The organism is Bradyrhizobium sp. SZCCT0231, from assembly GCF_018130245.1.
Lineage (GTDB): Bacteria > Pseudomonadota > Alphaproteobacteria > Rhizobiales > Xanthobacteraceae > Bradyrhizobium > Bradyrhizobium japonicum_F.
This window is the reverse complement of the sequence record NZ_JAFCKP010000013.1, coordinates 57,517-83,854: the sequence shown is the minus strand read 5'-3', so window position 1 is coordinate 83,854 and position 26,338 is coordinate 57,517. Positions and strand designations below refer to the sequence as shown.

Annotated in this window: 23 protein-coding genes, 1 tRNA gene and 1 pseudogene; 16 read left to right on the top strand and 9 right to left on the bottom strand. The window is 64.5% G+C overall.

What is annotated here, in order from left to right:
• Window positions 1-127: 127 nt before the first annotated feature.
• From JQ566_RS25295 to JQ566_RS25265, 7 genes and pseudogenes are all read left to right on the top strand, one after another.
• A complete protein-coding gene (locus JQ566_RS25295) occupies window positions 128-1,402 on the top strand; it encodes an alkaline phosphatase family protein (protein ID WP_212377192.1) in 1,275 nt (424 codons plus the stop codon).
• Window positions 1,395-2,510, top strand: a complete 1,116-nt coding sequence (locus JQ566_RS25290) for an ABC transporter ATP-binding protein (RefSeq protein ID WP_212377189.1) — start codon at window positions 1,395-1,397, stop codon at window positions 2,508-2,510. The genes JQ566_RS25295 and JQ566_RS25290 overlap by 8 nt, the downstream gene beginning before the upstream one ends.
• A complete protein-coding gene (locus JQ566_RS25285) occupies window positions 2,507-3,436 on the top strand; it encodes a carbohydrate ABC transporter permease (protein ID WP_212377187.1) in 930 nt (309 codons plus the stop codon). The genes JQ566_RS25290 and JQ566_RS25285 overlap by 4 nt, the downstream gene beginning before the upstream one ends.
• Complete coding sequence (locus JQ566_RS25280; protein WP_212377184.1) at window positions 3,433-4,275, top strand: carbohydrate ABC transporter permease; 843 nt, start codon at window positions 3,433-3,435, stop codon at window positions 4,273-4,275. Before JQ566_RS25285 ends, JQ566_RS25280 begins: the two co-directional genes overlap by 4 nt.
• A 16-nt stretch (window positions 4,276-4,291) precedes the next feature.
• Complete coding sequence (locus JQ566_RS25275) at window positions 4,292-5,584, top strand: ABC transporter substrate-binding protein (protein ID WP_212377180.1); 1,293 nt, start codon at window positions 4,292-4,294, stop codon at window positions 5,582-5,584.
• Window positions 5,585-5,683: 99 nt separating this feature from the next.
• Window positions 5,684-5,952, top strand: a pseudogene (locus tag JQ566_RS25270) (type II toxin-antitoxin system RelE/ParE family toxin).
• 2 nt (window positions 5,953-5,954) lie between these two features.
• The gene (locus JQ566_RS25265; RefSeq protein ID WP_349643353.1) at window positions 5,955-6,224 is read left to right on the top strand and encodes a helix-turn-helix domain-containing protein; all 270 of its coding nucleotides are present in this window, start codon (window positions 5,955-5,957) and stop codon (window positions 6,222-6,224) included.
• Between the two features lie 101 nt (window positions 6,225-6,325).
• Here the strand turns inward: JQ566_RS25265 and JQ566_RS25260 are convergent.
• Both JQ566_RS25260 and JQ566_RS25255 read right to left on the bottom strand, forming a co-directional pair.
• A tRNA-Leu gene (locus JQ566_RS25260) sits at window positions 6,326-6,410 on the bottom strand.
• 180 nt (window positions 6,411-6,590) lie between these two features.
• Entirely contained in the window at window positions 6,591-6,833 is a 243-nt protein-coding gene (locus JQ566_RS25255; protein ID WP_011088012.1) for a FliM/FliN family flagellar motor switch protein, read from the bottom strand.
• Window positions 6,834-6,929: 96 nt separating this feature from the next.
• Here JQ566_RS25255 and lipB point away from each other — a divergent pair, with 96 nt between their 5' ends.
• Window positions 6,930-7,679, top strand: a complete 750-nt coding sequence (gene lipB / locus JQ566_RS25250; protein WP_212377172.1) for a lipoyl(octanoyl) transferase LipB — start codon at window positions 6,930-6,932, stop codon at window positions 7,677-7,679.
• Window positions 7,680-8,001: 322 nt separating this feature from the next.
• Window positions 8,002-8,715, top strand: coding sequence for a DNA helicase (locus JQ566_RS25245; protein WP_212377169.1), 714 nt, complete (start codon window positions 8,002-8,004; stop codon window positions 8,713-8,715).
• 45 nt (window positions 8,716-8,760) lie between these two features.
• Here the strand turns inward: JQ566_RS25245 and JQ566_RS25240 are convergent, their stop codons facing one another.
• A complete protein-coding gene (locus JQ566_RS25240) occupies window positions 8,761-9,183 on the bottom strand; it encodes a tautomerase family protein (RefSeq protein WP_212377166.1) in 423 nt (140 codons plus the stop codon).
• A 111-nt stretch (window positions 9,184-9,294) separates the two neighbouring features.
• Here JQ566_RS25240 and JQ566_RS25235 point away from each other — a divergent pair, with 111 nt between their 5' ends.
• Both JQ566_RS25235 and JQ566_RS25230 read left to right on the top strand, forming a co-directional pair.
• Entirely contained in the window at window positions 9,295-10,146 is an 852-nt protein-coding gene (locus tag JQ566_RS25235) for a LysR family transcriptional regulator (protein ID WP_212377161.1), read from the top strand.
• Between the two features lie 241 nt (window positions 10,147-10,387).
• Window positions 10,388-11,905: a PAS domain-containing sensor histidine kinase gene (locus JQ566_RS25230; RefSeq protein WP_212377158.1), complete on the top strand. Its 1,518-nt coding sequence runs from the start codon at window positions 10,388-10,390 to the stop codon at window positions 11,903-11,905.
• Window positions 11,906-11,954: 49 nt separating this feature from the next.
• Here the strand turns inward: JQ566_RS25230 and JQ566_RS25225 are convergent, their stop codons facing one another.
• From JQ566_RS25225 to JQ566_RS25210, 4 genes are all read right to left on the bottom strand, one after another.
• The gene (locus JQ566_RS25225) at window positions 11,955-12,254 is read right to left on the bottom strand and encodes an acylphosphatase (protein WP_212377155.1); all 300 of its coding nucleotides are present in this window, start codon (window positions 12,252-12,254) and stop codon (window positions 11,955-11,957) included.
• Window positions 12,251-13,117: an isocitrate lyase/PEP mutase family protein gene (locus JQ566_RS25220; protein WP_212377150.1), complete on the bottom strand. Its 867-nt coding sequence runs from the start codon at window positions 13,115-13,117 to the stop codon at window positions 12,251-12,253. Before JQ566_RS25220 ends, JQ566_RS25225 begins: the two co-directional genes overlap by 4 nt.
• A gap of 241 nt (window positions 13,118-13,358) precedes the next feature.
• On the bottom strand, window positions 13,359-15,374 hold the full coding sequence (locus JQ566_RS25215; RefSeq protein ID WP_212377146.1) for an acetyl-CoA carboxylase biotin carboxylase subunit: 2,016 nt from the start codon (window positions 15,372-15,374) through the stop codon (window positions 13,359-13,361).
• Window positions 15,375-15,537: 163 nt separating this feature from the next.
• Window positions 15,538-16,641 carry a zinc-binding metallopeptidase family protein gene (locus JQ566_RS25210; protein ID WP_212377143.1) on the bottom strand — a complete coding sequence of 368 codons (1,104 nt, stop codon included), beginning with the start codon at window positions 16,639-16,641 and terminating at the stop codon, window positions 15,538-15,540.
• A gap of 217 nt (window positions 16,642-16,858) precedes the next feature.
• On the opposite strand from JQ566_RS25210, the gene JQ566_RS25205 reads away from it, so the two are divergent.
• The 4 genes from JQ566_RS25205 to JQ566_RS25190 all read left to right on the top strand — a co-directional run bounded on the left by JQ566_RS25205 (window position 16,859) and on the right by JQ566_RS25190 (window position 22,636).
• Window positions 16,859-19,336 (top strand): PAS domain-containing hybrid sensor histidine kinase/response regulator, encoded by a 2,478-nt coding sequence (locus JQ566_RS25205; protein WP_212377138.1) that lies wholly within the window; start codon window positions 16,859-16,861, stop codon window positions 19,334-19,336.
• Between the two features lie 402 nt (window positions 19,337-19,738).
• Complete coding sequence (locus JQ566_RS25200; RefSeq protein WP_212377135.1) at window positions 19,739-21,013, top strand: MFS transporter; 1,275 nt, start codon at window positions 19,739-19,741, stop codon at window positions 21,011-21,013.
• A gap of 25 nt (window positions 21,014-21,038) precedes the next feature.
• Window positions 21,039-22,289: an arsenic transporter gene (locus JQ566_RS25195; RefSeq protein WP_212377133.1), complete on the top strand. Its 1,251-nt coding sequence runs from the start codon at window positions 21,039-21,041 to the stop codon at window positions 22,287-22,289.
• 110 nt (window positions 22,290-22,399) lie between these two features.
• Window positions 22,400-22,636 (top strand): hypothetical protein, encoded by a 237-nt coding sequence (locus JQ566_RS25190; RefSeq protein WP_212377130.1) that lies wholly within the window; start codon window positions 22,400-22,402, stop codon window positions 22,634-22,636.
• Between the two features lie 46 nt (window positions 22,637-22,682).
• On the opposite strand, the gene JQ566_RS25185 is transcribed toward JQ566_RS25190, so the two are convergent.
• Window positions 22,683-24,047, bottom strand: coding sequence for an MFS transporter (locus tag JQ566_RS25185; protein ID WP_212377127.1), 1,365 nt, complete (start codon window positions 24,045-24,047; stop codon window positions 22,683-22,685).
• Window positions 24,048-24,193: 146 nt separating this feature from the next.
• On the bottom strand, window positions 24,194-24,958 hold the full coding sequence (locus JQ566_RS25180) for a GntR family transcriptional regulator (protein WP_212377124.1): 765 nt from the start codon (window positions 24,956-24,958) through the stop codon (window positions 24,194-24,196).
• 177 nt (window positions 24,959-25,135) lie between these two features.
• Here JQ566_RS25180 and JQ566_RS25175 point away from each other — a divergent pair, with 177 nt between their 5' ends.
• Window positions 25,136-26,335, top strand: a complete 1,200-nt coding sequence (locus JQ566_RS25175; protein WP_212377563.1) for a mandelate racemase/muconate lactonizing enzyme family protein — start codon at window positions 25,136-25,138, stop codon at window positions 26,333-26,335.
• The last annotated feature ends 3 nt before the right edge of the window (window positions 26,336-26,338 follow it).

Here is a 26,338-nt window from a genome sequence, read left to right as displayed (position 1 = left end):
AATTTTACCGGTGGCCCGGGCGGCCGGAGACGGCCAAACGTCGGCCGAAGAGTGGTCGCACCAGCAGGCCGACATGGCGGCAGCGCTTGCGTCCCTTCGTGCCGCTCAACGACGTGGAAGCGTGAACATGCGCCGCGCCATCCTCGTTGTCCTTGACGGCCTGCGCCGGGACTTCGTCGCCCCCGAGACCACGCCGCATCTGGCCGCGTTCGCGGCACGCGCCGAGCAATTCTCGGCCTACAGCACAGTCTTTCCTTCATGCACGCGCGTGGTTTCGGCAAGTCTTGCCACCGGCTGCCTGCCGGCTCGCCACGGCCTTCAGGGCAACACCATGGTCCTCGTTGAGGACGACCGTCTTGTGCGTCACGACGCAGGTCGGCCGGATTTTCTCCAGCACAAAAGGCGGGTCACCGGACGCAGCCTTGCCGTTCCGACGCTTGCCGAGCGCCTGCGTGAGCATGGTGGTGCAGTGATCTACAGCAACGTGTCTCCGGGAGCGGCCTATGCTCACGATCCCGATGGCCACGGACGCATCTATCATCGCGCCGGCTCGTTTGGGCGAGGCCGCATTCCCTTGCCCGAAGCCGAACAGCTTCGCGTGACCCTGGACGTGGCCGGCGATCGGGCCATGACCGAACGCTTCATTGCGGAGGCTGTGCTGGCCGCGGGTCCTCCCGCCCTCGCTCTGATGTGGCTGGGCGAACCCGACTCGTCGCAGCACGCACTGCCGCTGGGCTCGCCCGAACATCTCACCGTCCTGAAGGAAGCCGATCGGAACGCGAAACGCGTCATGGACGCGGTGGCGCACCTGCCCGACGGCGATGATGTACTCTTCCTGCTTGGATCCGACCACGGCCATCAGGTGGTGAGCGGCGTCATCCACATCGAGGCTGAGCTGGTCGCCGCGGGCCTCAAGGAAAGTCTCGATTCCGACGACGTGGTGGTCGCCTCCAACGGCACTTCGGCACTTATCTATCTTCACCCTGACGCTGCTGGCCGCGAGGCGGCAATCACCAGCTTTCTGACCGGCAAGGACTGGGCCGGCGCCGTCCTGCCCAGGGCCGAGCTGTACCGTGTTGGCCAATCCACCGATAACGGACTCGCCTGCGCCGTCGCCATGCGCGCGACCGAGGCTCCCAATGGTTTCGGGGTTGTTGGGACAAGCTTTGCCGCCAAGCGTTCCGAAGGCAAGGAAGACGTCATTGGCGCAGGTCAGCACGGTGGGCTCGGCGCGGCGGAGCAGTCCCCCTTCCTCATGATCTCGGGTCCGGGCTTCTCGGCCGGCGCAGTGCGCTCCGAAGCAACCTCGGTCATCGACATCGCGCCTACTATTCTTGCTCATCTTGGTCTGCCCGACACCGGGACGGACGGCAACGCGCTCCAGCGAGGCAGCCGTGGCTGAGATCGAGCTGCGCGGCATCGAGAAGCGCTATGGCGAGACACCGATTCTGAAGGGCGTCTCCCTGAAAATCAAAGACGGGGAATTCCTGACCCTGGTGGGACCGTCTGGCTGCGGCAAGTCGACCTTACTTCGGATCATCTCGGGGCTCGAGGATCAAGACGCCGGCGAGGTGAGCGTCGGCGGCCGCCCCGTGGACGGAGCCCGTCCAAAGGACCGGGATGTCGCGATGGTGTTCCAGTCGTATGCGCTCTATCCCCATCTCACCGTATTCGACAACATCGCGCTGCCATTGCGCACGCGGCAGCTCTCTTTCGTACAGCGCCTGCCGCTGATCGGACCACTCGTGCCGGGCCGCGCCGGCATCGAACGGAGCATTCGCGTGGAGGTGGAGCAGGCCGCCGTTATGCTCGACGTTGCTCAACTGCTCCACCGCAAGCCCGGAGAGCTTTCCGGCGGGCAACGCCAGCGGGTCGCCCTCGGGCGAGCGATGGTGCGGCGCCCCACCGTCTTCCTGATGGACGAGCCGCTATCCAATCTCGATGCCAGGCTCCGTGTGCAGATGCGCACGGAAATCACCTCGCTGCACCGCCGCCTCGGCGTGACCTTCGTCTATGTCACGCACGACCAGTCGGAGGCCATGACGATGGCGAACCGCGTCGCCGTGATGATGGCCGGCGAGTTGCTCCAGGTCGGCCCTCCGGAAGAACTCTATCGCGATCCGCAGGATCTCAGAGTGGCCGAGATGATCGGCAGCCCGAAGATCAACATCGTCACGCGCGCTCACTGGACGGACAATCGATCGGTTCTGTCGGCAGCCCTCGCGCCCCAGACCAGGCGTCTCGCATTTCGTCCCGAAGCGGCGGTCCTGACCACGCCGGCCGATGAGCTGCCCAACGGCACGGTGACGACTCTTGAAAATCTCGGTTCCGACATCTTCGTGCATGTCGCGCTGCGCGACGGCCCGGAAACCGTCGTGGTCCGCACCGCGCCCGACGAACGGCGCTTTTCGCTCGGCTGCACGGTTGGGCTCAAGATCAACGCCGCGCGGCTGATGCAGTTCGACGAGGCCGGCAGGCGTTGCGGCGACATCGAGCGGGTGGCGGCATGAGCCTGACGGCGTCGATCCAGAACCCCATCCGCTCGGTTGTCCGTCGCCGGCATCGGACTCGGGAGGCCGCCATTGGCTGGCTTGCAGTCTCCCCCGCGTCGATCCTGCTCATCTGCCTGCTCTTTGGCCCCGCTGCGGCAGTGATCCTGTTCTCGTTCACCGACTGGCAACTGGGTGCCGCGACATTCCGTTTCATCGGTACCGAGAATTTTGCTGCGTTGTGGGCGGACCCTCCATTCTGGAAGGCCCTGATCAACACGTGTCTCTATGTGGCGATCGTCGTGCCCGGAACGGTGGGACTTGGCCTTGCCGCAGCTCTGCTCATCGAGGCGAGCCCTGGCCTGCGCGGCTTCTATCGCGCGGTGCACTTCCTGCCGGTCATGTCCACCATGTCGGCCATGGCTGTGGTGTGGGGCACCATGCTCCATCCCAGCATCGGGCTCGTCAACCGGGTGCTCGCCGCGTTCGGCGTGGCCGGGATCAATTGGCTGCGGGACGAGCGCACCGCCCTCCTCGCCCTCGCCCTTATCGGCATTTGGCAGGGTTTCGGCTTCGCTATGGTGCTGTTCGTCTCCGGCCTGAAGGCGGTACCTCAGCAGCTCTACGACGCCGCCGCAGTCGACGGCGCGGACGGCCTCGTTGATCGGCTGCGCATCGTAACTCTCCCCATGTTGGGGCCGGTCACCATGTTCGTCATCATCCTCTCCGCAAGCCGTGCCTTCGAGGTGTTCGACAGTGTGCGCGTGCTCACCCAGGGCGGCCCGAACTACGCCTCGGAAGTTCTTTTGAATCGGCTCTATTCCGAAAGCTTCGACTATCTGCGCACGGGTTACGGCGCGGCTCTCACGGTCGTTTATCTTGCCATCGTGATCGCGCTCACGCTCGCACAGGCGCGGTTCATCGAGCGCCGCGTGCACTATTCATGAGCGCGCGCCGTCCCGGATACCAGCTTGCAGGACGCATCGCGCGCCATGCCTTGCTGGCCGTTTCCGCAACCTTCGCGCTGCTGCCTTTCGTGTGGATGATCAGCTTGTCGCTGAAACCGCCCGACGAGATCTTTCAACCCGACTTCCATCTCTGGCCGAAGACCTTCCAGGGAGTCGAGAATTATCGCGTTGCGCTGACGGCGGCGCCGATGCTCCGTTTCCTGCTCAATGGCGTGTTCGTCTGCGCGACGATCTTCGTGCTTCAGCTCATGGTTTGCGTGCCATGTGCCTATGCGCTCGCCAAGCTGCGATTCCGCGGCCGCGACACGCTGTTTTCCGCTGTGCTGGTGGGGCTTCTCTTGCCGCCTCAGGCGCTGGCCATCCCCCATTTTGTCCTGCTCTATGGCTTCGGGCTGCTCGACACTTATGCGGCTCTCATTCTTCCGTGGATCATCTCGGCCTTCGGCATCTTCCTGCTGCGCCAGTTCTTCCGATCCATCCCGGACGAGATCATCCACGCCGCCCGTCTCGATGGGCTCGGCGAGTTCGAGATCATCTGGCGCATCATGATGCCGATGAGCGCGCCGGCGCTTGCCGCTTTCGGAGTGTTCTCGGTCGTCGCCCACTGGAACGACCTGTTCTGGCCGCTGATCGCGGTCCGGGCGGAGGACATCTCGACGCCGGCGCTCGGCATTCTCCTGTTCCGCGATGACGAGGCCGGTCAATTCCTCGGGCCGCTGATGGCTGGCGCCACGATCATCGTCGCTCCGCTGCTACTCGCCTTCCTTCTCGCACAGCGCCGTTTCATCGACGGGCTGGCAACCACCGCCATGAAGTGACCCAAGGGAGATTGTCATGATCGACAAACTGCTGCCGCGCCGCGTGTTGAGATTTGTGGGTGCCGCGTTGCTGGCCGCTTGCGCGGTCACCCCCGCCCATGCCGAGGAGATCACGCTGGACGTCCTTTATACCACGCCAGGGACCTTCAATGCTCTTCAGCAGGAGCTGGCCAAGCGCTTCACCGAGGCCCATCCCGACATCAAGGTGAAGTTTCGTAATCCAGTAGCCGGATACGAAGAAGGGGCCCAGCAGATCCTGCGCGACCAGATCACCGGTCGCCTGCCGGATGTCGCCTTCAACGGCATCAATCAGATCGGCTTGTTCGTGGATCGCGGCCTCGGCGCGCCGGTCGATGCCTTCGTGGCGGCGGATGGTGGCCTCGACAAGCTTGGCTACTACCCCACGCTCGCGACGCTCGGCCGCTGGAAGGGAAAGCTCTATGGCCTCCCCTTCGCGGTCTCGACCCCGGTGCTGTACGTGAACGCCGACCTCGTGAAGAAGGCCGGCCTCGCCCCCGCCGATCTGCCCAGAAGCTGGCCCGAACTTGTCGCCGTCGGTCAGAAAATCCAGGCGATCGCCGGAGCCGGCGTGACCGGCTTCTACTATCAATGGGACCAGACCGGAAACTGGCTGCTCCAGTCGCTCATCACCAGCCGCGGCGGACGTATGTTGAAAGCCGATGGCTGCACGGTCGGCTTCGATGATGCTGCCGGCATGTGGGCCCTCGGGATCCTGGAATCCTTTGGCAAGTCGGGAATGCCCAATCTCGGTATCGGCCAGGCGCGTCAGGCGTTCGTCGCGGGCAGCATCGCCATCCTCGTCGATTCCACATCCTACGTCGCCGCGGCGGACCGCCAGATCGGCAACCGCTTCGATTTCAAGACCGTCGCATTTCCGCTATCGGCGCCGGAGGGCAAGTTGCCGGCGGGCGGCAATGTCGCCATGGTCTTCGCCAAGGACGCCGAGCGGCAGAAGGCTGCGTGGGAGTATGTGAAGTTCGTCACTGGCCCGAGCGGTCAGACGCTGATGGTGAACTATACCGGCTACATGCCCGGCAATGAGATCGCTGTGAAGTCGTCCGACCTCCTCGGCTCGTTCTATGCCAAGAACCCCAATCACATGACCAGCATTCAACAACTGCCGGTGCTGACGGACTGGGCATCATTTCCGGGAGGGAATTCCCTGAAGATCATCGAGGTCATCAAGAACCACACCGAGAGCCTGGTGACAGGCAAACATTCGGCTGAGGAGGCGATGCCCAATCTGGTGCGGGATGTGAACAGCCTCATGCCCAAATGCAGCGGCTAAGAGTGCCTTTCCGCGAGCACCCACGCGTACCACCGGCTTTCTTTCAAGGCCAGTGTCCGACGCCAAGCCGCATTGACTGACTATGCCAAAATTGGCATAATCAGGCAATGGAAGGAAGTGAGATGGTACGGCGGCAGCCGATCCGACGTCGAAGCCTTTCCGAACGACGCGCGACGCGAAGCTGGATATCAATTGTTTCAGGTTCAGATCGGCGAAAATCCCTCTGACTGGAAACCCATGCCATCAATCGGCCCCGGCGTTCGCGAGGCGACGTAATTCACGTGATGCACGCCTTCCAGAAGAAGACACAGGCAACGGCCAAACGGGACATCGACCTGGCCAAGACACGACTCAGACAGATCAGGTGACGATGATGGCAAGATCAGTATTCCACGACCTCTTCCCCGAGGAAGAGGCCGCAGAGCTCGAGATGCGCGCCAAATTGCTGTCCGGCATCAACAAATGGCTGAACAAGTCCGGATTGACGCAGACCGAGGCGGCGGAACAACTCGGCGTTACTCAGGCTCGGATATCGGAGATCAAGAACGGAAAGATCAACCGGTTCAGCCTGAGCATGCTGGTCCGGCTTGCGCAGCGCGCCGGGCTGCGCCCCGGGATCAAGTTACAGAAAGCGGCGTGACGGCCCAAAAAGCTGAAGCGCTGAGGTCGATGTTCCCACTGACTCGCAAGTGAGAACATCTCGGCCATAAACCGAAGCAATCTCAATATGATTTTGCGAAGTGGTGCGCTCGGAGGGACTCGAACCCCCACGGTGTTACCCACTGCCACCTCAAGGCAGCGCGTCTACCAGTTCCGCCACGAGCGCTAGGAGATGCCGGCCTGAGGTCATTCGGGTGGCCGGATCAGCGGCGCCGATCTAACAAATCCATCAGGGGGATACAAGCCTGCAAAAGCCCTGAATTCCACAGGCTTGGCAGGAAAATGCCGCCCTCCCCAGGAGATCGGCCTTACCGGGTGCCCCGACCGCTACCGTGTGCCCCGGGGCCTACCGGGTCCCCGGCGTGCGCGGCAGCATCTGCTTGACCTCGACCGCGATCCGGTTGCGGTCGACCAGCACGACACCGGAGGCGACCGGCAGATTATTGGCCAGAACCTTGACCTCGTCGGCCTCGGTTGCATCCAGCTCGATGATGGCGCCGCGGGAAAGACGTAATACCTGATGGATCGGCATCGTGGTCGTCCCGAGGACGACCATGAGATCCACGGTGACTTTGTCGAGAGTGGGCACTGTCAGGACCGCCGCAACTTGGGACTTGCGCCAAAGGACTTGGCATCAGGGACTTGGCATTTGCGCCTGCGATCATCACCACGTTATGGTTAGCCAATGGTTAATTCGCCTGAAAACCCCCGCCAAAACCAGCGTCAAGAGCTCGATTTGACGTCGTTTTCCGCCTCAGGCGGCGAGCCTGTCGAATGGCTGATCTCGGACGCTCCGGTGCCCTATCCGGACGCGGTGGCCGCGATGGAGGCCCGGGTCGCCGCAATTGCGGCGGGCGAGGCCCCGGAATTGGTCTGGCTGCTCGAACACCCCCCGCTCTACACCTCGGGCACCTCGGGCAAGGCTTCGGACCTGCTCGATGCCCGATTCCCGACCTTCGCAACCGGGCGCGGCGGCCAGCTCACCTATCACGGGCCGGGCCAGCGCGTGGCCTATGTCATGCTGGACCTCAAGCGGCGCCGGCCCGATGTCCGGGCCTATGTCGCTGGTCTGGAGGAGCTGATCCTGCGCACGCTTGCCGCGTTCAACGTCCGCGGCGAGCGGCGCGAGGACCGGGTCGGCGTCTGGGTCAGGCGGCCCGACAAGGGAGCGGATCACGAGGACAAGATCGCGGCGATCGGCGTCCGATTGAAACGCTGGGTCTCGTTCCACGGTATCGCCATCAATGTCGAGCCGGAGCTGTCGCATTTCGCCGGCATCGTGCCCTGCGGCGTCGTCGATCCCCGCTACGGCGTCACCTCGCTGGTCGATCTCGGCCAGCTCGTGACCATGGCCGATGTCGACATCGCGCTCAGGCAGGCGTTCGAAGAACTGTTCGGACCGACCCGCGCGCTGCTGCCGGAGGCGACCGCCTAAAGCGCGATGAGATTGGGATGAATCGTCATCGCGCTTTAGGTTGTTGTTTACGCGTGATCTTTCCGGAAAGCCGCTTCGTACTTTGCGCTGACGCGTCCCTTCGGGTCCGGATCATGCTTTAGGCGCTTTCCTGTTCGCCGTGCGCGGCTCTCGTTCTCTGCGGCCGCGGAATCAGCTACGCTTTTATTTCGGCGCCGCCCACGCCTCCCCCCTCCGCCGGGAAAGCAGACCTCATGCCGGGCGAGTTGATCATCGGCCGACTGTTCGAGCGCCAGGCATAAGGAGGGGTTGCGATCCATGCTCGCAATGGGAGGTTTTTGCGATGAAACTGTCTGCACCCATCTACCATCTGAAGCGCAAGGCGAAGCGCCTGTCCCGCGAAGCCAGCATTCCGCTCCACGACGCGCTTGACCGCATCGCTGCGACGGAAGGGTTTTCCGCCTGGAGCATGCTCGCGGCGAAGGCCGCGGCAGTGACGCCAGCCAACAAGCTGTTCCCGCAATTCCGACCGGGCGATTTGGTGCTGGTCGGGGCACGTCCCGGCCAGGGCAAGACGCTGATGAGCCTCGAACTAGCCGTCGAAGCCATGAAGTCGGGCCATCGCGCCGCGTTCTTCTCGCTGGAATATACCGAGCGAGATGTGCTGGACCGCCTCCGTGCGATCGGCGTGGAGCCTGCACAGTTCGACAAGCTGTTCGAGGTCGATTGCTCCGATGCCATCAGCGCCGATTATGTCGTCAAGCAAATGGCCGCTTCTGCCCGCGGCACATTCGTCGTGATCGACTATCTGCAACTGCTCGACCAGAGGCGGGAGAATCCCGATCTGACGGTGCAGGTGCGCGCGCTGAAATCATTTGCGCGCGACAAGGGGCTGATCGTCGTCTTCATCTCGCAGATCGATCGATCCTATGATCCCACAGCCAAGCCCTGCCCCGACCTCAGCGATGTCCGCTTGCCGAACCCGCTGGACCTGAAGCTGTTCGACAAGATGTGCTTCATCAACGACGCCGAAGTTCAGTTCCGCGTGGCGAGCTGATGGCTGCGGGCCGCGGGTGAGATTGTTCACCCGCGGCCTGCAACGTCATGCCGCCTTCAGCGAAACATCGAGCTTGCCGGCGATGTAGCGCCGCTCCTGGGTCAGGCCGCCAAAGCCGTAGGCGTCGCCCTTGACCTCGTCGACATGCAGGTAGGTCTCGGGATGCAGCGGGCCCAGGATCTCGGCCATGCGCATGAACATGGCGGCGAGATAGGCCGCCTTCTCGTCCTTGGTGTTGGTGCCCTCGGTGACGTGGATGTCGATCCAGTAGCTTGCGAGCTTCTGCTCGGCGAGCGACTTGCCGCCGGCGAACCAGTCGCTGGCATCCACGGACTTCACGATGATGGCGGTCACCTTGGGATCCTTGTGCAGTATCTCAGCGGTGAGCTCGGACACGGCATTGGCGATGTCGGCCTTCAGCGAGGCCGACTGGCGGGAAGAGCTGTAGGACACGGTGATCAGCGGCATGGTCGTTCTCCTCGATATGCCGCGCGACTTGCGCGGCGTTGGTGAGAAACTAGACCCGCCGATGTCATTTTGGTATCTTATCTATACTGATACAAGTGATAACGACTTATAATGACAGCCACACTCGACATCGCCACCGTCCAGGCATTCCTTCTGGTCGCCGACCTCCAGAGCTTTACGCGTGCCGCCGAAGCGCTCGGCACGACGCAGGCCGCGGTCAGCCTCAAGCTCCAGCGGCTGGAGACTTTGCTGGCAAGACGCCTCGTCGAACGCTCGCCGCGCGCGGTCCGGCTCACCGCCGATGGCGCTGCGTTTCTCGATCGCGCCCGCGCGCTGATCGCGGCGCACGATCTCGCACTGTCGGGTGAGGCACCGGCCGCGCCGTCGCTCTCGCTCGGCATTTCCGATCATGCCGCGGGGCCCGAACTGGTGCCGCTGCTCGAACGCCTGCATGCGATGTCGTCCAACCTCACCCTCGCCGTCACCATCGGCTTCTCGCGCGAGATGCAGGATGCCTATGACGCTGGCGGGCTGGACGCCGTGATCGTCCGCCAGGAAGGCAGCCGCCGCGGCGGCGAGAAGCTTGCCGAGGACGAGTTCGGCTGGTTCGCGTCGCGACGCTTCGCGTTGCCGAAGGGCGAGCCACTGCCGCTCGCGACCCTCGCCCCGCCCTGCGGCGTCCGCGCGGTCGCCGTGCGCGCGCTCGACAAGGCCGGCATCGTCTGGCGCGAGCGCTTTGTCGGCGGCGGCGTCACCGCGGTGGTCGCAGCCGCACTCGCCGGACTTGCCATTGCGCCGCTGGCGCGGCGGATCGCGCCTCCCGGGCTGATCGACATCGGTCCTGCGCACAAGCTGCCGAAACTCGGCAGCTCGAAGGTGATGCTGCATTCGAAGGTCAGCGATCCCGCCAAGCTCGCGGCGCTGCGCGCGGTGGCGGCGACGTTTCGGAGCGTGGCGGCTTGAGCCCGCTTGGCGCTCACAGGATCGCCTCGAACGCGCTGCGCAGCGTCTCTTGGCGGAACACAAGGCAGCGACCCAGCGCCTTGTTCGGCAGCACCCGCTGGCCGCCGATCCGGCGCAACAGGCCTTCGGCTTCGTGTCAAGAAGCCCTGCACACCGCCCATGACACTTGCCTAAAAATGTCCCATAGAACGGAACAAACCCGCCGGCTGCAGCGTTTGTCCCCGTCGAGGCGGGGTCCGGAATGACCAAAAAGTTCAGTCAACAGAGAGACTTGTTCGAGAGCGAGCGCAGTTTCCGGCTGTTGGTTGAGGGGGTTGCCGACTACGCCCTCTACATGCTTGACCCCAAGGGGATCATCACCAGCTGGAACATCGGCGGCGAACGCATCAAGGGCTATTCGCCGGACGAGATCCTCGGCCAGCATTTTTCCCGTTTCTACACCGAGACCGACCGCGCCAATGGCAAGCCGGCGCGGGCGCTTGCTATTGCGCGGGAAAAGGGCCGGTACGAGGAGGAAGGCTGGCGCGTCCGAAAGGACGGCACGTTCTTCTGGGCCAGCGTTGTGATCGACCCGATCTACGAGGACGGCACGCTGATCGGCTTCGCCAAGATCACGCGCGACATCACCGAGCGCCGCAATTCACAGCTCAAGCTCGAGGCAATGCAGAAGCAGCTGGCCGAGGCGCACAAATTCGATGCACTCGGACAGCTCACCGGCGGGGTTGCCCACGACTTCAACAATCTTCTGATGATCATCAGTGGCAGCCTTCACATCCTGAAGAAGAGCGCCGCCAACGACCCCAAGCTCGAGCGCGCCCTGTCCGCGATCGAGACGGCGACCAGACGCGGCGCCACGCTGACGAACCAGCTCCTCACCTTCGCGCGGCGGCAGAGCGTCAATCCGCAGGCGATCGATTTCGCCGAACGCATCGCGGCCATCCGCGAGGTGCTCGACGCCGGCGTGGGCAGTTCCGTGCGTCTCGCCTTCGACATCCACTCCGACACCTGGCCGATCAATGCCGACGCCTCCGAGCTCGAGACCGCGCTGCTCAACCTCGTCATCAATGCCCGCGACGCGATGCCGGACGGCGGCACGGTGACGATCGGGGCGCGCAATGTCGTGCTGAACGAGACACCCCTCGCCGGCGACTTCGTCGCAATCGACGTCACCGATACCGGGCTCGGAATTCCCTCCGACGTTCTCGACAAGATTTTCGAGCCGTTCTTCACGACCAAGCCGATCGGAAAAGGCACGGGCCTCGGCCTTTCGCAGGTGCACGGCTTCGCCCACCAGGCCGGCGGCACGGTGAAGGTCGCAAGCGAGCTCGGCAAGGGCACGACATTCACCATCATCCTGCCGCGCGGCACCGATGCGCCGTCGCGCGAGACATCGGGAACGCCGTTCCGCGGCAGCGGTACGGTGCTGCTGGTCGAGGACAATCCCGACGTCGCATCCGTCTGCACCGGTCTTCTGGAGCAGCTCGGCTATCACGTGCGCCGGGTCGCCGATGCCGAAGCGGCATTGCTTGAGATCGAGAGCAACGGCGTCGACTTCGTATTCTCGGACATCGTCATGCCCGGCAAGATGGACGGGCTCAGCCTCGCCCATCACCTGCGCCAGATCCGCCCCGGCCTGCCGATCCTGCTTGCCACCGGTTACAGCGAGGTCGCCGCCGGCGTGCGCGGCGATTTCCCGATCCTGCGCAAGCCCTACGAGATCCACGAGCTGAGCGAGGCGATCGCGAAATTGCCAAGGTAACGGCTTTTCTTCGCCTCTCCCCGCAAGCGGGGCGAGGGAGTCGATACACCTACACCGTCGGCAGCACCGAGAACGTCTCCCCTGCCCTGCGCAGATTCAGTTCATCCTCGCTGGCAGTTTCACTGGTGACACTGTCGACGCGCGAGGACGGCGGCCCGTGGCGGCACAGCGCGACCATGTCGGCAACGTGCTTCGGCGCGCCGGCGAACAGCGCCTCCACGCTGCCGTCGCGGCGGTTGCGGACCCAGCCTTCGAGGCCGCTCGTCATCGCCTGGTATTCGACCCAGGCGCGATAGCCGACGCCCTGGACGCGGCCGCGGATCATGACCTGAAGGATCGCCCTGCTCACTTTTTCGGTCCCAGGAGATCGGCGCTGCGCGTCTTGACGTCGCTCTCGCGCATGACGCGGGCCATCAGTTCCGACGATGCCAAATCCTTGAGGCTTTTCGGCGCCATGCCCTCGCGCAACGCCTTCTGCGTCTCGTAGACCGCCTGCGTCGCGGCGGCGATCGGCGCATGGCCCTGGAGCGCGATGCGTACGCGGCGGCTCGCAAGGTAATCGAGTGCGTTCAATTCCTCCGACGCGCCGCCGAGCACGATCGGCAGGCGCGTGGCGGATGCGATGGCCTCGAGCTCGGCGCGCGACTTGATTCCGGTGAAGAACAACGCATCGACCCCGGTTGCTTCATAGGCCTTGGCGCGGCGGATCGCATCGTCGATCGAGGCGATCGCGGCAGCGCCCGTGCGGCCCATGATCACCAGCGACGGATCGCTGCGGCCGCCAAGCGCGGCCTTCATCTTGCCGATCCCTTCCTCGACCGAGATCAGCTGCGCCTTCGTCTCGCCAAAGGCCGCCGGCAGCAGCGTGTCCTCGATGGTGAGGCCGGCGGCGCCCGCGGTCTCCAGCTCCTGCACCGTGCGGCGCACGTTGAGGGCATTCCCGTAGCCGTGGTCGGCATCGACGAGAACCGGGAGCGCTGAGGCGCGCGACATCCGCCGCATCTGCTCGGCCAGCTCGGTGAGCGTGATCAGCGCGACATCGGGGTCGCCGAGCACGGCGAGCGAAGCGACCGACCCACCGAACATGCCGAGCGGAAAGCCGAGATCCTCGGCGATGCGGATCGAGATCGCGTCATAGACTGAGCCGGGATGGACGCACGTCCCGCCCGACAGGATCGATCGCAGTTTCTCGCGGCGGGAACGAAAGGCCATGGTGTTGTCTCGGTTAGATCACGGAGGCCGCAGCATACTCCGTCATTGCGAGCGACGGAAATATGGCGCTCTCGTGCCCCGGACGCAGCGCCATCCCGGCGATGCGAAGCATCGTCCGGTCAGCGATGCGCTGCAGAGCCGGGGCCCATGCTGCTGAGTGATACGCTAACGATCTGGGTCCCGGCTCTGCGAAGCAACGCTAATGCGTTGCATCGCGTCCGGGACACGAGAGTGGGCTTCCTTACGCAAACTCCAGGATCAGCGCGTCCACCGCAAGGGTCGCGCCGGCGCTCGCGTGGATCTTCTTCACGGTGCCGTCCTGCTCGGCGCGCAGCACGTTCTGCATCTTCATGGCTTCGACCACGGCGAGCGTCTCGCCGGCCTTGACCTCCTGCCCCTCGCTCACCGCGATCGAGACCACGAGGCCGGGCATCGGGCACAGCAGCTTCTTGCCGGTGTCGGAGGCCGTCGTCACCGGCATCAGCCGGGCAGACGTCGCTTCCGTCTCGGTCCAGACATAGACCGGCACCTCGACACCCTGATGCGCGAGACGAATGCCGTTGGCGATCGGCCGCGCCTGCACCGCAATGAAGTGCCCGTCGATGGTGCCCTGCCAGACCGGATCGCCCGGCTTCCACGGCGACTGCAACAGATGTGCATTGCCGGCCTTGCCCTCGGCATCGATGAAGCGGATCGCGATCGCATCGCTCTCACGGCCGACCTCGAGCTGGATCTCCTGACGGTCGAGCCATACCGCGCGGCGACGCTCGCGCTGCACGATGCGGCCGCCAAGCTGACCCGATATCTGGCGCTTGCGCTCGCCGAGCACGTGATCGATGGCAGCGCCAACCGCGGCGATCCGCCGCGCGACCTCGCCTTCGGGCACGCGCACTGCAAAGCCCCTGGGGAATTCCTCGGCGATGAAGCCGGTCGAGAGCCGTCCCTCGCGCCAGCGCGGGTGGTGCATCAGCGCCGACAGGAACGGGATGTTGTGGCGGATGCCGTCGACATAGAACGAATCCAGCGCGGTGGACTGCGCTTCGATCGCGGCCGCGCGCGACGGCGCGTGGGTGACGAGCTTGGCGATCATCGGATCGTAATGGATCGAGATCTCGCCGCCCTCCTGCACGCCGGTATCGTTGCGGATGGTGATGCCGTCCTGGCTCGCTTCCGCCGGAGGGCGGTATTTCACCAGACGCCCGATCGAGGGCAGGAAATTGCGGAACGGGTCTTCCGCATAGAGGCGCGATTCCACCGCCCAGCCCGTCAGCGTGACGTCCTTCTGCGCGATGGCGAGCTTCTCGCCGGCGGCGACGCGGATCATCTGCTCGACGAGGTCGATGCCGGTGACGAGCTCGGTGACGGGATGCTCGACCTGAAGGCGCGTGTTCATCTCGAGGAAGTAGAAGCTCTTGTCCTGGCCTGCGACGAACTCGACCGTGCCGGCGGAATCGTAGTGCACGGCCTTGGCCAGCGCGACCGCCTGCTCGCCCATCTTGCGGCGCGTAGCCTCGTCGAGCAGCGGCGACGGCGCCTCCTCGATGACCTTCTGGTTGCGGCGCTGGATCGAGCATTCGCGCTCGCCGAGATAGATCACGTTGCCGTGCTTGTCGCCCAGCACCTGGATCTCGATGTGGCGGGGATCGACGATGAACTTCTCGACGAAGACGCGGTCGTCGCCGAACGAGGCCTTGGCCTCGGCCTTGGCGAGGTTGAAGCCTTCGGCGACCTCGGCCTTGGAATGGGCGATGCGCATGCCCTTGCCGCCGCCGCCGGCGGAGGCCTTGATCATGACGGGGTAGCCGATCTCGTCGGCGATGCGGACCGCGTGCTTGTCGTCCTCGATGACGCCGAGATAGCCGGGCACGGTCGAGACCTTGGCCTTCGCGGCCGCCTTCTTGGACTCGATCTTGTCGCCCATCGCCGCGATCGCGCCCGGGTTCGGGCCGATGAAGACAAGGCCGGCCGCCTCCAGCGCGCGCGGAAACGCCTCGCGCTCGGACAGGAAGCCGTAGCCGGGATGCACGGCCTCGGCGCCCGTCTTGCGGCAGGCCTCCACGATCTTCTCGATCACCAGGTAGCTCTCAGCCGCAGCTGGCGGGCCGATCAGCACGGCCTCGTCGGCCATCTCGACATGGAGGGCATCGCGGTCGGCCTCGGAATAGACCGCAACCGTCTGAATTCCCATCTTGCGGGCAGTCTTAATGACCCGGCAGGCGATTTCGCCGCGATTGGCGATCAGAATGCGTTTGAACATGCTTTTCTTGAGTCTCGACCTTGGGCGGGACCCTTCCCCGGCCGTTGGGGCCTATGGGACGGGCCGTGTGGCTCCCGTGGTACAGCAAAATGGGCTGGAGGCAACGGTCTAAATCCGGGGCTTCTGGCGTACCAGCGCAAGACCGAAATGGGCGCGGCGAGCCCTAGGGAAGCCGTGCAGCTTCCCTGGGCTTACCGGCCTTGGCGGCGTCCCGAACCAGGCCGTGAATGAAGCCGAGCTTGGCGACCACCGCGGGCGACAGGATGAAGGGATAGAGGTCGCGCAGGCCCATGGCCCGGTTGACGCTGTTCATGGCGAAGGTGAAGGGCAGCCATGCGTCGACGAGCGCCTGGACGTCCCGTGCCTCGTAGGGGTTGAAACGGATGCGCGCCGTCAACTCCCCGTCGCGGTCGACCTTGGGGCGCACCTCCATGCCGAACTCGGAGGCCATCTCCAGAGTGTCGACGATGTGGAGATAGTGCGCCCAGGTTTCGGCGAAGTCTTCCCAGGGATGCATCGTGGCATAGGCCGAGACGTAGCTTTGCCGCCAGTCCGGCGGCGCGCCTTCCGCGTAGTGGCGCTGCAAGGCCTGACCGTAATCGACCGCATCGTCACCGAACACGGCGCGGCACTGGTCGAGCTTGCCGCCGTCGCGCACCAGCGTGTCCCAGAAATAGTGGCCGACCTCGTGGCGGAAATGCCCGAGCAGCGTCCGGTAAGGCTCGCCCATCTCGAGCCGGCGCCGCTCGCGCTCGATGTCGTCGGCCTCGGTCAGCGCGATCGTGATCAGGCCGTTGTCATGGCCCGTCATGACCTTCTCGCCGCTGTGTAGATCGTCGGCGAGGAAATTGAAGATCAGGCCATGCTCGGGATTGTCCTGACGGTTCTGCAGCGGCAACTTCCAGCGGATCAGGGAATAGAACAGCCGGTGTTTTCCCACCTCCAGCTCGCGCCAGCCGGCGAGCTGTGCGGGGTCCGACAGGTCCGGCACCATCCCGTTGTGGCGGCAGGCGCGGCAATAGCCGCTGCTCTCGCCGGTGTCCGTCAGCCAGTTGCAGGCATCGTACTCGGCATTGCGGCACAGCATGCGTCCCCTGCCAGCGTCGGCCAGAGTCGTCCAACCCCCGCTTTGAGCCTCACCCTCGGGCTCGAGCGCCGACATCGTCTCCTTCTCCGGGAGGAAGGCGACGCGGTGACCGCAACGCTCGCAGGTGCGGTTCTCGAAATAGAGGACGTTGCCACAGGACTGACAGACAAAGAGCTTCAAGATCTGGCCTCTCCGAAAGGGAGTCTTATGAATGAGAGCTGTGGCGCCTCGCGAAGACTCGTCCGCAGCCGCATCGTTCCAATATCAGGAACAAATTGCCAGACCGGGCGTTGCTTGACCGCACTTTCCCGCGTTCCGGCTGGCCGCGGGCCCTTCCCGTCTATTTCCTCTAGGCAATGGTCATCGCGCTCCGTCTGTGTGAATATCAGCCCGGCACGTGCGCACCCGCATGACAACGGCCGACGCCTTGAACGATCCTTTGCCCGAGACCATCGCCGCCGAAAGGCTGCGCCAGCACCTCGAAGACGTCGCGCGCGAGCGCGACAATGCCTACCGCGCGCTGCAGGAGCGCGAGGCCGAGCTCGCACGCATCCAGCGCATCGGCAAGGTCGGCGGCCTCGAGGTCGACTTCCGCGAAGGCTTCAAGAACCGCCGCTCGCCGGAATATCTGATGATCCATGGCCTGCCGCCGGAGGCAGCCGACGAGTCGCACGAGGACTGGGTTAACCGTATCCATCCTGACGACCGCGACGCGGCGGTGAAACACTTCTTCGAGGCGCTTTCCGGGACCAGCGAGGATTACACCGCCGAATACCGCATCATCCGTCCGAGCGACGGCGAGACCCGCTGGATCCGGGTCGTCGCCAAGATCCAGCGCGACAAGGACGGCCGCGCCGTCCGCCTCGTCGGCGCCCATATCGACATTACCGACCAGGCGATGGCGCGCGAGACGTTGCGCGAAAGCGAGGAGCGCTTCCGGCTGATCGCCGACAGCGCGCCGGTGCCGATCTGGGTCACAAAGCTCGACCGCAAGCGGTCCTTCGCCAACCAGGCCTATGTCGACTTCGTCGGCCTGCCCTACGACCAGGCCATCGATTTCGACTGGCGCAAGGTGCTGCATCCCGACGACCTGCCGCACGTGCTGCAGCAATCCGTCCAGGGTGAAGCGTCCCTCAAGCCCTTCGTGCTGGAAGCGCGTTACAAGAATGCCAGCGGCGAATGGCGCTGGCTGCGCTCGGAATCGCAGCCGCGCTGGGATGCGACCGGCAAACATATCGGCTTCATCGGCGTCGCCCACGACATCACGGTCGCCAAGCAGGCCGAGATCGAGCTCCGCCGGCTCAACGAGACCTTGGAGGAGCGCATCGCCGAGCGCACCGCCGAGCTCGAAGCCAACGAGGCGCGGTTGCGCGCAATCCTGGAGACCAGCAACCAATATCAGGGCCTGGTCGATCTCAAGGGCGAACTGGTCTACGCCAACAAGACCGCGCTCGCCGGGATCAAGGCGAACTCCGCGGACGTGATCGGAAAGCCGTTCTGGGACACGCCCTGGTTCACCGGCACGCACGGTATGAGTGCCGCCGTGCGCGAAGCCTTCGACAAGGTGCTCAAAGGCGAAGCCGTGCGGCTGGAGATGCGCCTGCATCTTCCCATCGGCGACCGCGATTTCGACTTCGGCATGCGGCCCGTGCTCGACCGCCACGGCAACATCACCGGCGCCGTGCCCGAAGCCGTCGACATCACCGAGCGCCGTCTCGGCGAAGAGGCGCTGCGCCAGTCGCAGAAGATGGAGGCTATCGGCCAGCTCACCGGCGGCGTCGCCCACGACTTCAACAATCTCCTCACTATCATCCGCTCGGCCACGGACTTCCTGCGCCGGCGCGAGCTACCGGAAGAGCGGCGCCGCCGCTATGTCGACGCCATCTCCGACACCGTCGAGCGCGCCTCCAAGCTGACCGCGCAGCTTCTGGCCTTCGCCCGCCGGCAGCCGCTGAAGCCGCAGATCTTCAATGTCGGCAGCCAGGTCGAAGGCGTGGCCCAGCTGGTCCGGCCGCTGGTCAGCGGCCGCATCGAGATCAGCGTCAAGATTCAGGACGCGGATTGCTTCACTGTCGCCGACGTCGCACAGTTCGAGACCGCCCTGATCAACCTCGCCATCAACGCCCGCGACGCCATGGAGGACGAAGGCCGCCTCACCATTGCCGTGCGCAAGGTGCAGGGGATTCCGAGCCTGCGCGCGCAATCGGCGCGCGGCGGCGACTACATCGCGATCTCGGTCGCGGATACCGGCAGCGGCATCGCGCCGGAACATCTCGAGTCCATTTTCGAACCGTTCTTCACCACCAAGGAGGTCGGCAAGGGCACCGGCCTCGGCCTCAGCCAGGCGTTCGGCTTCGCAAAGCAGTCTGAGGGCGACATCGTCGTGACGAGCACGCCGGGCGAAGGCGCGACCTTCACCATCTACCTGCCGCAGGCTCAAAGCCCCGCCACCGAGAAGGACGCGGCGGCGCTGACCAGCGAGGCTGCGGCCACCGGGCGCGGCTACCGCGTGCTCGTGGTCGAGGACAATGACGATGTCGGCCAGTTCTCGACCGAGCTCCTGGAAGACCTCGGTTATGTCGTCCGCCGCGTCGCCGACGCCAATGCGGCGCTCGCGATCCTCGGCGAGAACGAGTTCGCCGTCGACCTCGTCTTCTCCGACGTGATCATGCCCGGCATGAACGGCGTCGAGCTCGCCGGCATCATCCGCGAGCGCTATCCGGGCCTGCCGGTGGTGCTCACCTCTGGCTACAGCAACGTGCTCGCCGAAAGCGCCCATCGCGGTTTCGAGCTGATTCAGAAGCCCTATTCGGTGGAATCGCTCTCGCGCATCCTCCGCAAGGCGATCACGGAGAAGCTGTCGGTGGCAAGGTGAGTGTCTCTCCACTGTCGTCCCGGACAAGCGCGCCTAAAGCGCGCGCTGATCCGGGACCCATAATCACAGGGAGAGGCCATCGGGCCAGCTGATAACCACCAATCTTCGCCAAACAGCATCCTGTGGTTATGGGTCCCGGATCTGCGCTTACGCTTGTCCGGGACGACAGCGGCGTGTTGGGCTACGAACAAGGCTACGACCAGATGAAGGCAACACATCCATGAAACCCGCCCTCCTCTCCGCCTGGCAGACCTGGGCGCTCCTGTCCGCCTGCTTTGCGGCGCTGACCTTTTCGGTTCTGCTTGGCGGTCAAGTTTTGAGGAGCCCGGCGTGATCGGCGGAACCAGGCGGACATCATGAAGGTTGCATCCGGGACCATTTGAAGCCTCGATCGGGAGTCCGATGTCGAGCCAAGACCCCGACCAGACGAGGCGGGCCGGCCGTGCGCTGGACGCGGCCAATTTCTTCCTCGCCGACGTTCGCGACGGGCTCGGGCCCTATCTCGCGGTCTATCTTCTCACCGAACAGCGCTGGGACGAGGCACGCATCGGCCTCGTGATGTCGATCGCGACGATCGCCGGCATCGTGGCGCAGACGCCGGCCGGTGCGCTGGTCGATGCCACGCGGGCGAAGCGGCTGGTGATGGTTATTGCCGCTATCATGGTTACACTCGCCTCGCTCTCGTTGCCGTTCTTTCCAGGTTTTCTGCCGGTTGCGATCTCGCAAGGCATCGCGCAGGCCGCGGCCGTGATCTTTCCGCCGGCGATCGCCGCCGTCTCGCTCGGCATCTTCGGCCATGCCGCCTTCACCCGGCGAATCGGCCGCAATGAGACGTTCAATCACGCCGGCAATGCGGTCGCGGCCGGGCTCGCGGGCATCTTCGCCTATTGGTTCGGCCCGACTGTGGTGTTCTATCTTCTCGCCGCGATGGCAATCGCGAGCCTCGTCAGCATCCTTGCAATCCCGGCTCGCGCCATCGACCACGACCGCGCCCGCGGGTTGCACGATGCCGACGCAGAGACGCAGCGCGACACACCTTCGGGCCTCGCCGTGCTCCTGACCTGCCGTCCCCTGCTGGTCTTCGCGATCTGCGTCCTGCTCTTCCACCTCCCCAACGCAGCTATGCTGCCGCTGGTCGGGCAAAAGCTTGCACTTCGGGACAAGAACATGGGCACCAGCCTGATGTCGGCCTGCATCGTCGCAGCGCAGTTGGTGATGGTCCCGTTCGCGATGCTGGTCGGCGCCAAGGCCGACAGTTGGGGCCACAAGCGCTTCTTCCTCGCCGCATTGCTGATCCTGCCTGTTCGGGCGGCGCTCTACACACTCTCCGACAATCCGTTCTGGCTGGTCGGCGTGCAGCTTCTCGACGGCGTCGGCGCCGGCATCTTCGGCGCGATCTTCCCCGTCATTGTGGCCGACCTCATGCGCAATACCGGCCGCTTCAACGTGGCGCAGGGTGCCGTCATCACCGCCCAGGGCATCGGAGCTGCGCTCTCGACGACGCTCGCCGGCTTCGTCGCGGTCGGTGCGGGCTACAGCGCGGCCTTCATCACGCTCGGCGCAGTCGCAGCCATCGGCGCCCTCATCTGCCTCCTCGCCTTGCCCGAGACGCGGCATGGCGCCTTGCGGCCGCGGGGGAAGACAGCGCCTCCGGCATCGGCTATCGCTGCCGATTGATCCCGTTCCACATTGAGGATTGACCGTGCCGTCTGACGCCATCTGGGCCTGGAGCATCATCGCCGCCGCGACCGCAGGCGTCATCATCCGCCCGTTTCGCCTGCCCGAGGCGATCTGGGCCGTGATCGGTGCAGCAACGCTGGTGCTGCTTGGTCTGCTGCCGTGGCAGGATGCGCTGACAGGCATCGAGAAAGGCGTCGACGTCTATCTCTTTCTGATCGGAATGATGCTGATCGCCGAGCTGGCGCGGCTCGAAGGCCTGTTCGATTATCTGGCAGCGTTCGCGGTCGAGCATGCACGCGGCTCGCCGCAGCGGCTGTTCCTGTTGATCTATCTGGTCGGGACATTCGTGACGGTGCTGCTCTCGAACGACGCAACCGCGATCGTGCTGACGCCCGCGGTCTACGCCGCGACGCGCGCGGCCGGCGCCAAGCCGCTCCCCTACCTCTTCGTCTGTGCCTTCATTGCCAATGCCGCAAGCTTCGTCCTGCCGATCTCCAATCCGGCCAACCTCGTCGTGTTCGGCAAGAACATGCCGCATCTGGGGACCTGGCTGCGCCAGTTCGCTCTGCCGTCGCTTGCCTCGATCGTTCTCACCTATATCGCCCTGCGCCTCGCCTTGCATCGCGAGCTGAAGGACGAAACCCTCGAAACGCGGGTGCCTCATCGCAAACTCAGCCGCGGTGGCCTGTTGACGGCCTATGGCATCGGCGCCATCGGCATAGTGCTGATCTGGGCCTCGGCCCTCGACCTGCAATTGGGCCTGCCGACCTTCATCTGCGGCGTGGTGACGGCCGCTCTCGTGCTGCTGATCAGCCGGCAATCGCCTTTGCCCGTGCTGCACGGTGTCTCCTGGAGCGTGCTGCCGCTGGTCGGCGGGCTCTTCGTCATGGTGGAAGCGCTGGTGAAGACCGGCGTGATCGCGCAGCTGAGCGCGCTGCTGCACCAAGCTGTGGCGCAGTCCGTGACGGAAGCCGCCTGGAGCGTCGGCATCGCCACCGCGCTCGCCGACAACGTCGCCAACAATCTTCCGATCGGCCTCGTCGCCGGCTCCGTCGCCGCCAACGATCATCTGCCCGCACCGGTCGTCAGCGCCATCCTGATCGGCGTCGATCTCGGCCCCAATCTGTCGGTGACCGGATCGCTCGCCACCATCCTTTGGCTGGTCGCGCTCCGGCGCGAGAAGATCGAGGTCGGCGCCTGGCCGTTCCTCAAGCTCGGTCTCTTGGTGACGCCGCCTGCTCTGATCGCTGCGCTGGCGGCGGCCATCAGGTAGCGTCCGCGAATTCACTGCAGTTGTTTGCGGTGCATCAATGCCGGTGGCGCGGCCGCGGCTAGAGTTCACTTGTCGCGAGCTTCAGATAGGCCGCGGCAAGGAAGGTCATCATGCAGATTCGATCAAAGATGCTGCCGCGGAGCTTCTCCCTGCGCCGCGAGATTCAGGGTTTCATTGCGCCGAACGAGAGCCGAGCTGAGACGTCTCATCCGCTGCTGATCTTCTCCGCAGCGGCGCTGTTCACCCTGTTTGCCATCGTGCAGATCGATTTCCATACCGCCCAGCTCCAGGCGATCGGCCTGCTCGGCCACGGAGTCGGGATCGATCCCATCTTCTTGAGCCCGTAGCGAGAGAAGCCCGATCGCGGCCCTAAGGCCGCGACCGGGCAATTTGTCAGTCGTTCTCGTAGCCGTAGACTTCCGGCAGGATGAAGATCGCCGCGAGCAATCCGATCAGCGGGAAGATTGCGACGAACAGCGTGGCGTTGGCCTGCCCGATCGCCGCAAATAGCGACGGGAACAGGAAGATCGCCAGGAACGACGGCAGCTTCACGAACATGTAGGCGAAGCCGCTGGCGGTGCCGCGATATCTCGGCTTGGCGACCATGGTCGGGATCGTCATGCAGTTCGAGGCGTCCCAGTAATGGCCCCACAGCATCGCGGCGGCCGCGAACGGCAGCAGCATCTTGTTGTCGGTGTAGAGCGCGAAGGCCGCGACGAGCAGCGACACCAGCACGATCGAGAAACCGGCGATCGAGATGCCACGATGGCCGATCTTCGGCGTCAGCAAGGGTCCGACCCAGCCCGACAGCCCCGCGAAGGCAAACAGCGCCATCGTCACCAGATTGTTGCCGAGAATTGACGAAACGCCGACCATCGCGAACAGCACCGGCAGGTAAAACGCGAAGGTCGAGAACTCGCTTGCTTGCATGAAGCAGGCAATCCAGCCGTAGACCGTCGCGCGCCAGCGGATCGGATCCTTCTTGAGGTCGGCGAGAAACGCGCGTGTCGAGACCTTCGGCACCTTGACGTCCTGGTCCGGCAGCATGTCGAGATTGTCGTTGAACATCTCACGCGCGACCCGCTTGGCCTCGCGGTAGCGCCCCTTCTGCACCAGCCACACCGCGGTTTCCGGCACGTCGTGGCGCATGATGAGGATGATCAGCGCCGGCACTGCGCCGAGACCGAGCGTCACGCGCCACAGCATCTCGTGGTTCATGTCGACCAGGAGGAAGATCACGATGACGCCGATGGTCAGAACCTCGCCGACGGCGAACATGAACTGCCAGCGGTTGCCCATGACCTCGCGCTCGCCCTTGGCCATGGATTCCATGATGTAGGTGTAGCCGGTCGAGATGTCGGAGCCGAGCGGAATGCCGAGCAGGAAGCGGATCACGACGAGCCAGGCCACGTTCGGCACGAAGGCCTGCGCCAGCGCCAGCACGATGAACAGCACCATCGTCGCCAGGAACATGACGCGGCGCCCGATCTTGTCGGACAGCCAGCCGCCGAGCAGCGCGCCGATCAGGGCGCCGCCCTGCGTGCCCGCGGCGGCGAGACCGAGCATCAACGGATCGGGATTGTACTGCTCCTTGATGAAGATCAGCACGAAGGCGATCGAATAGAGGTCCCAGGCCTCGACCAGGATCGAGGCCATCATCAGCCAGCCGACCTTGTTGCCCTTGGGGCTGTAGTTGGTGATGAGGTAGCGGACCGCGGCTTCGCTCGCGGTCGGTTGTGGCATCGCCATCGTTGTCATTCTTCTTCCTTTCTTCAGAACTCTCTAAGCGCGATGAGATCAGGATGACTCGTCATCGCGCTCTAGCTTGTTGTTTTGAGCATGATCTCTTCGGAAAACCGCTTCACACTTTGCGCTAACGCGGCCCTTCGGGTCCGGATCACGCTCTACGCGCCGAGCAGCGGCTCGATGCTGCAATCGAGCAGGCGCGGATCGATCCCCGCCTCCATGCCGGTGAACATCTCGCCCATGTAGTCGATCAATGCATCGCTGGCCTTCACGGCGTCGTCGACGCGGCGGTTGGCGACGGCTGCGAGAATGGCGAGATGATGATCGATCGTGCCTGACAGATCTGCCTGCCCCGGCATGAAGCGGTGGTGGATGTAGCCGATGCGGCGATACAGCGTGTGCAGCGGCCGCAGCGTGTGGACCAGGAACGGCTCGCCCGCCGCCTCCAGCACCAGCGCGTCGATGCGGCGGTCGAGGCTGTTGAATTCGTCGAGTGTCAAAGTGGCGCGACGTTCGCGCAGCAAACGCTCGATGTGCAGCGCCTGATTGCGGTGAGAAAGGCTGGCGCGATCCGCCGCGAGGCGAATGACAAAACGCTCCATGTCGCGGCGGAGGCCAAGCAGCATGCGCTCGCGCGCGAGGTCGATCGGGGCGATGTGCAGGCCATGACGGGGCCGGATGATGATGAGCGTATCGGCGGAGAGACGATTGACGGCGTGATGCACCGGTGTGCGCCCGAAGCCGGTGATCTGCTGCAATTCCAGCATCGTCATGAATTGTCCGGGCTTGAGCTCGCAATGAACGAGCAGCTCTTCGATCCTCTGATAGGCGAGCTCGAAAAAGTTGAGACGGTTGCTCCGGGAGGGCTTGCCTCCGCCGCCGTCGCTTCTCACCACCTCGAGCGCGCGTTTGCGCCGTGCCATGTCGTCCTCTCCCGTCAGCCCGCGCTCTCGTTGCAGGGTGGCGCCTGGTTTGTGGTACCCTTAAAACATGTTGTGATATATTACAAGCAAGCGTAAGACTCCCGCACGACCTGCAACATGTTGCAATGCGAAATGAGACGTCGGGCGCGAGGCGCCTGTGAGGGGAGGACAATGGCCGTGAAGATCACGTCGATCGAGACGCTGCGCACCGAGGAATTTTCCAACGTCATCTGGGTGCGCATTCACACCGACACTGGCATGATCGGTCTCGGCGAAACCTTCTATGGCGCCGGCGCGGTTGAGGCGCAGATCCACGACACCTTTGCCGGCCGCCTGCTCGGCCGCAATCCCCTGCACATCGAGGCGATCCATCGCGACATGCTGAATCTGCCGATGGCGCAGTCGTCGACCGGCGTCGAGTATCGCGCGGCCTCCGCCATCGACATCGCGCTGTGGGATTTGTTCGGCAAGGTCTGCCGCCAGCCGGTGCATCAGATGCTCGGCGGCCTGTGCCGCGACAAGCAGCGCATCTACAACACCTGCGCCGGCACGCAATATGTCCGCTCGACCAATATCAGCCCGGTCGCGAACTGGAATCTCGGCGCCTCCAAGGGACCTTACGAGGATCTCGACGGCTTCATGAATCACGCCGATGCACTCGCCGAAAGCCTGCTCGAAAGCGGCATCTCGGCGATGAAGATCTGGCCGTTCGATCCGGCCGCGCAGGAGAACAAGGGCCTCTACATCACCGCCGCGCAGATGAAGCAGGCGATCGAGCCGTTCGAGAAGATCCGGAAAGCCGTCGGCGACAAGATGGAGATCATGGTCGAGCTCCACTCGCTCTGGAATCTGCCGACCGCCAAGCAGATCGCGCGCGCGCTCGAGCCCTACAAGCCGACCTGGTACGAAGACCCGATCCGGATGAACTCGCCGCAGGCGCTCGCCGAATATGCGCGCTCGACCGACGTCTGGGTCTGCGCCAGCGAGACGCTGGGCTCGCGCTTCCCCTACAAGGACATGCTCGACCGAGACGCCATGCATGTGGTGATGGCCGATCTGTGCTGGACCGGCGGTCTCACCGAGGGCCGCAAGATCGCGGCGATGGCCGAGACCTATCACCGGCCCTTCGCGCCGCACGATTGCATCGGCCCGATCGGCTTCATCGCGGCCATCCACATGTCGTTCAGCCAGCCCAACACCTTGATCCAGGAATCGGTGCGCGCCTTCTACAAGGGCTGGTACAATGAGCTCGTCACCACGATGCCTGTGATCAAGGACGGTTACGTCTATCCGATGGAAGGACCCGGCCTCGGCGTCGACCTTCTGCCCGCCGTATTCGAGCGCTCCGATCTCACCGTGCGCCATTCCAACGTCTAAGGA

Bases quoted from the DNA above. Each gene is read 5' to 3' on its own strand.
- JQ566_RS25295 (WP_212377192.1), top strand. From the start codon at position 128: ATGCGCCGCGCCATCCTCGTTGTCCTTGACGGCCTGCGCCGGGACTTC.
- JQ566_RS25285 (WP_212377187.1), top strand. From the start codon at position 2,507: ATGAGCCTGACGGCGTCGATCCAGAACCCCATCCGCTCGGTTGTCCGT.
- JQ566_RS25280 (WP_212377184.1), top strand. From the start codon at position 3,433: ATGAGCGCGCGCCGTCCCGGATACCAGCTTGCAGGACGCATCGCGCGC.
- JQ566_RS25275 (WP_212377180.1), top strand. From the start codon at position 4,292: ATGATCGACAAACTGCTGCCGCGCCGCGTGTTGAGATTTGTGGGTGCC.
- JQ566_RS25265 (WP_349643353.1), top strand. From the start codon at position 5,955: ATGATGGCAAGATCAGTATTCCACGACCTCTTCCCCGAGGAAGAGGCC.
- lipB (WP_212377172.1), top strand. From the start codon at position 6,930: ATGGTTAATTCGCCTGAAAACCCCCGCCAAAACCAGCGTCAAGAGCTC.
- JQ566_RS25245 (WP_212377169.1), top strand. From the start codon at position 8,002: ATGAAACTGTCTGCACCCATCTACCATCTGAAGCGCAAGGCGAAGCGC.
- JQ566_RS25240 (WP_212377166.1), bottom strand. From the start codon at position 9,183: ATGCCGCTGATCACCGTGTCCTACAGCTCTTCCCGCCAGTCGGCCTCG.
- JQ566_RS25235 (WP_212377161.1), top strand. From the start codon at position 9,295: ATGACAGCCACACTCGACATCGCCACCGTCCAGGCATTCCTTCTGGTC.
- JQ566_RS25230 (WP_212377158.1), top strand. From the start codon at position 10,388: ATGACCAAAAAGTTCAGTCAACAGAGAGACTTGTTCGAGAGCGAGCGC.
- JQ566_RS25220 (WP_212377150.1), bottom strand. From the start codon at position 13,117: ATGGCCTTTCGTTCCCGCCGCGAGAAACTGCGATCGATCCTGTCGGGC.
- JQ566_RS25215 (WP_212377146.1), bottom strand. From the start codon at position 15,374: ATGTTCAAACGCATTCTGATCGCCAATCGCGGCGAAATCGCCTGCCGG.
- JQ566_RS25200 (WP_212377135.1), top strand. From the start codon at position 19,739: ATGTCGAGCCAAGACCCCGACCAGACGAGGCGGGCCGGCCGTGCGCTG.
- JQ566_RS25190 (WP_212377130.1), top strand. From the start codon at position 22,400: ATGCAGATTCGATCAAAGATGCTGCCGCGGAGCTTCTCCCTGCGCCGC.
- JQ566_RS25185 (WP_212377127.1), bottom strand. From the start codon at position 24,047: ATGACAACGATGGCGATGCCACAACCGACCGCGAGCGAAGCCGCGGTC.
- JQ566_RS25180 (WP_212377124.1), bottom strand. From the start codon at position 24,958: ATGGCACGGCGCAAACGCGCGCTCGAGGTGGTGAGAAGCGACGGCGGC.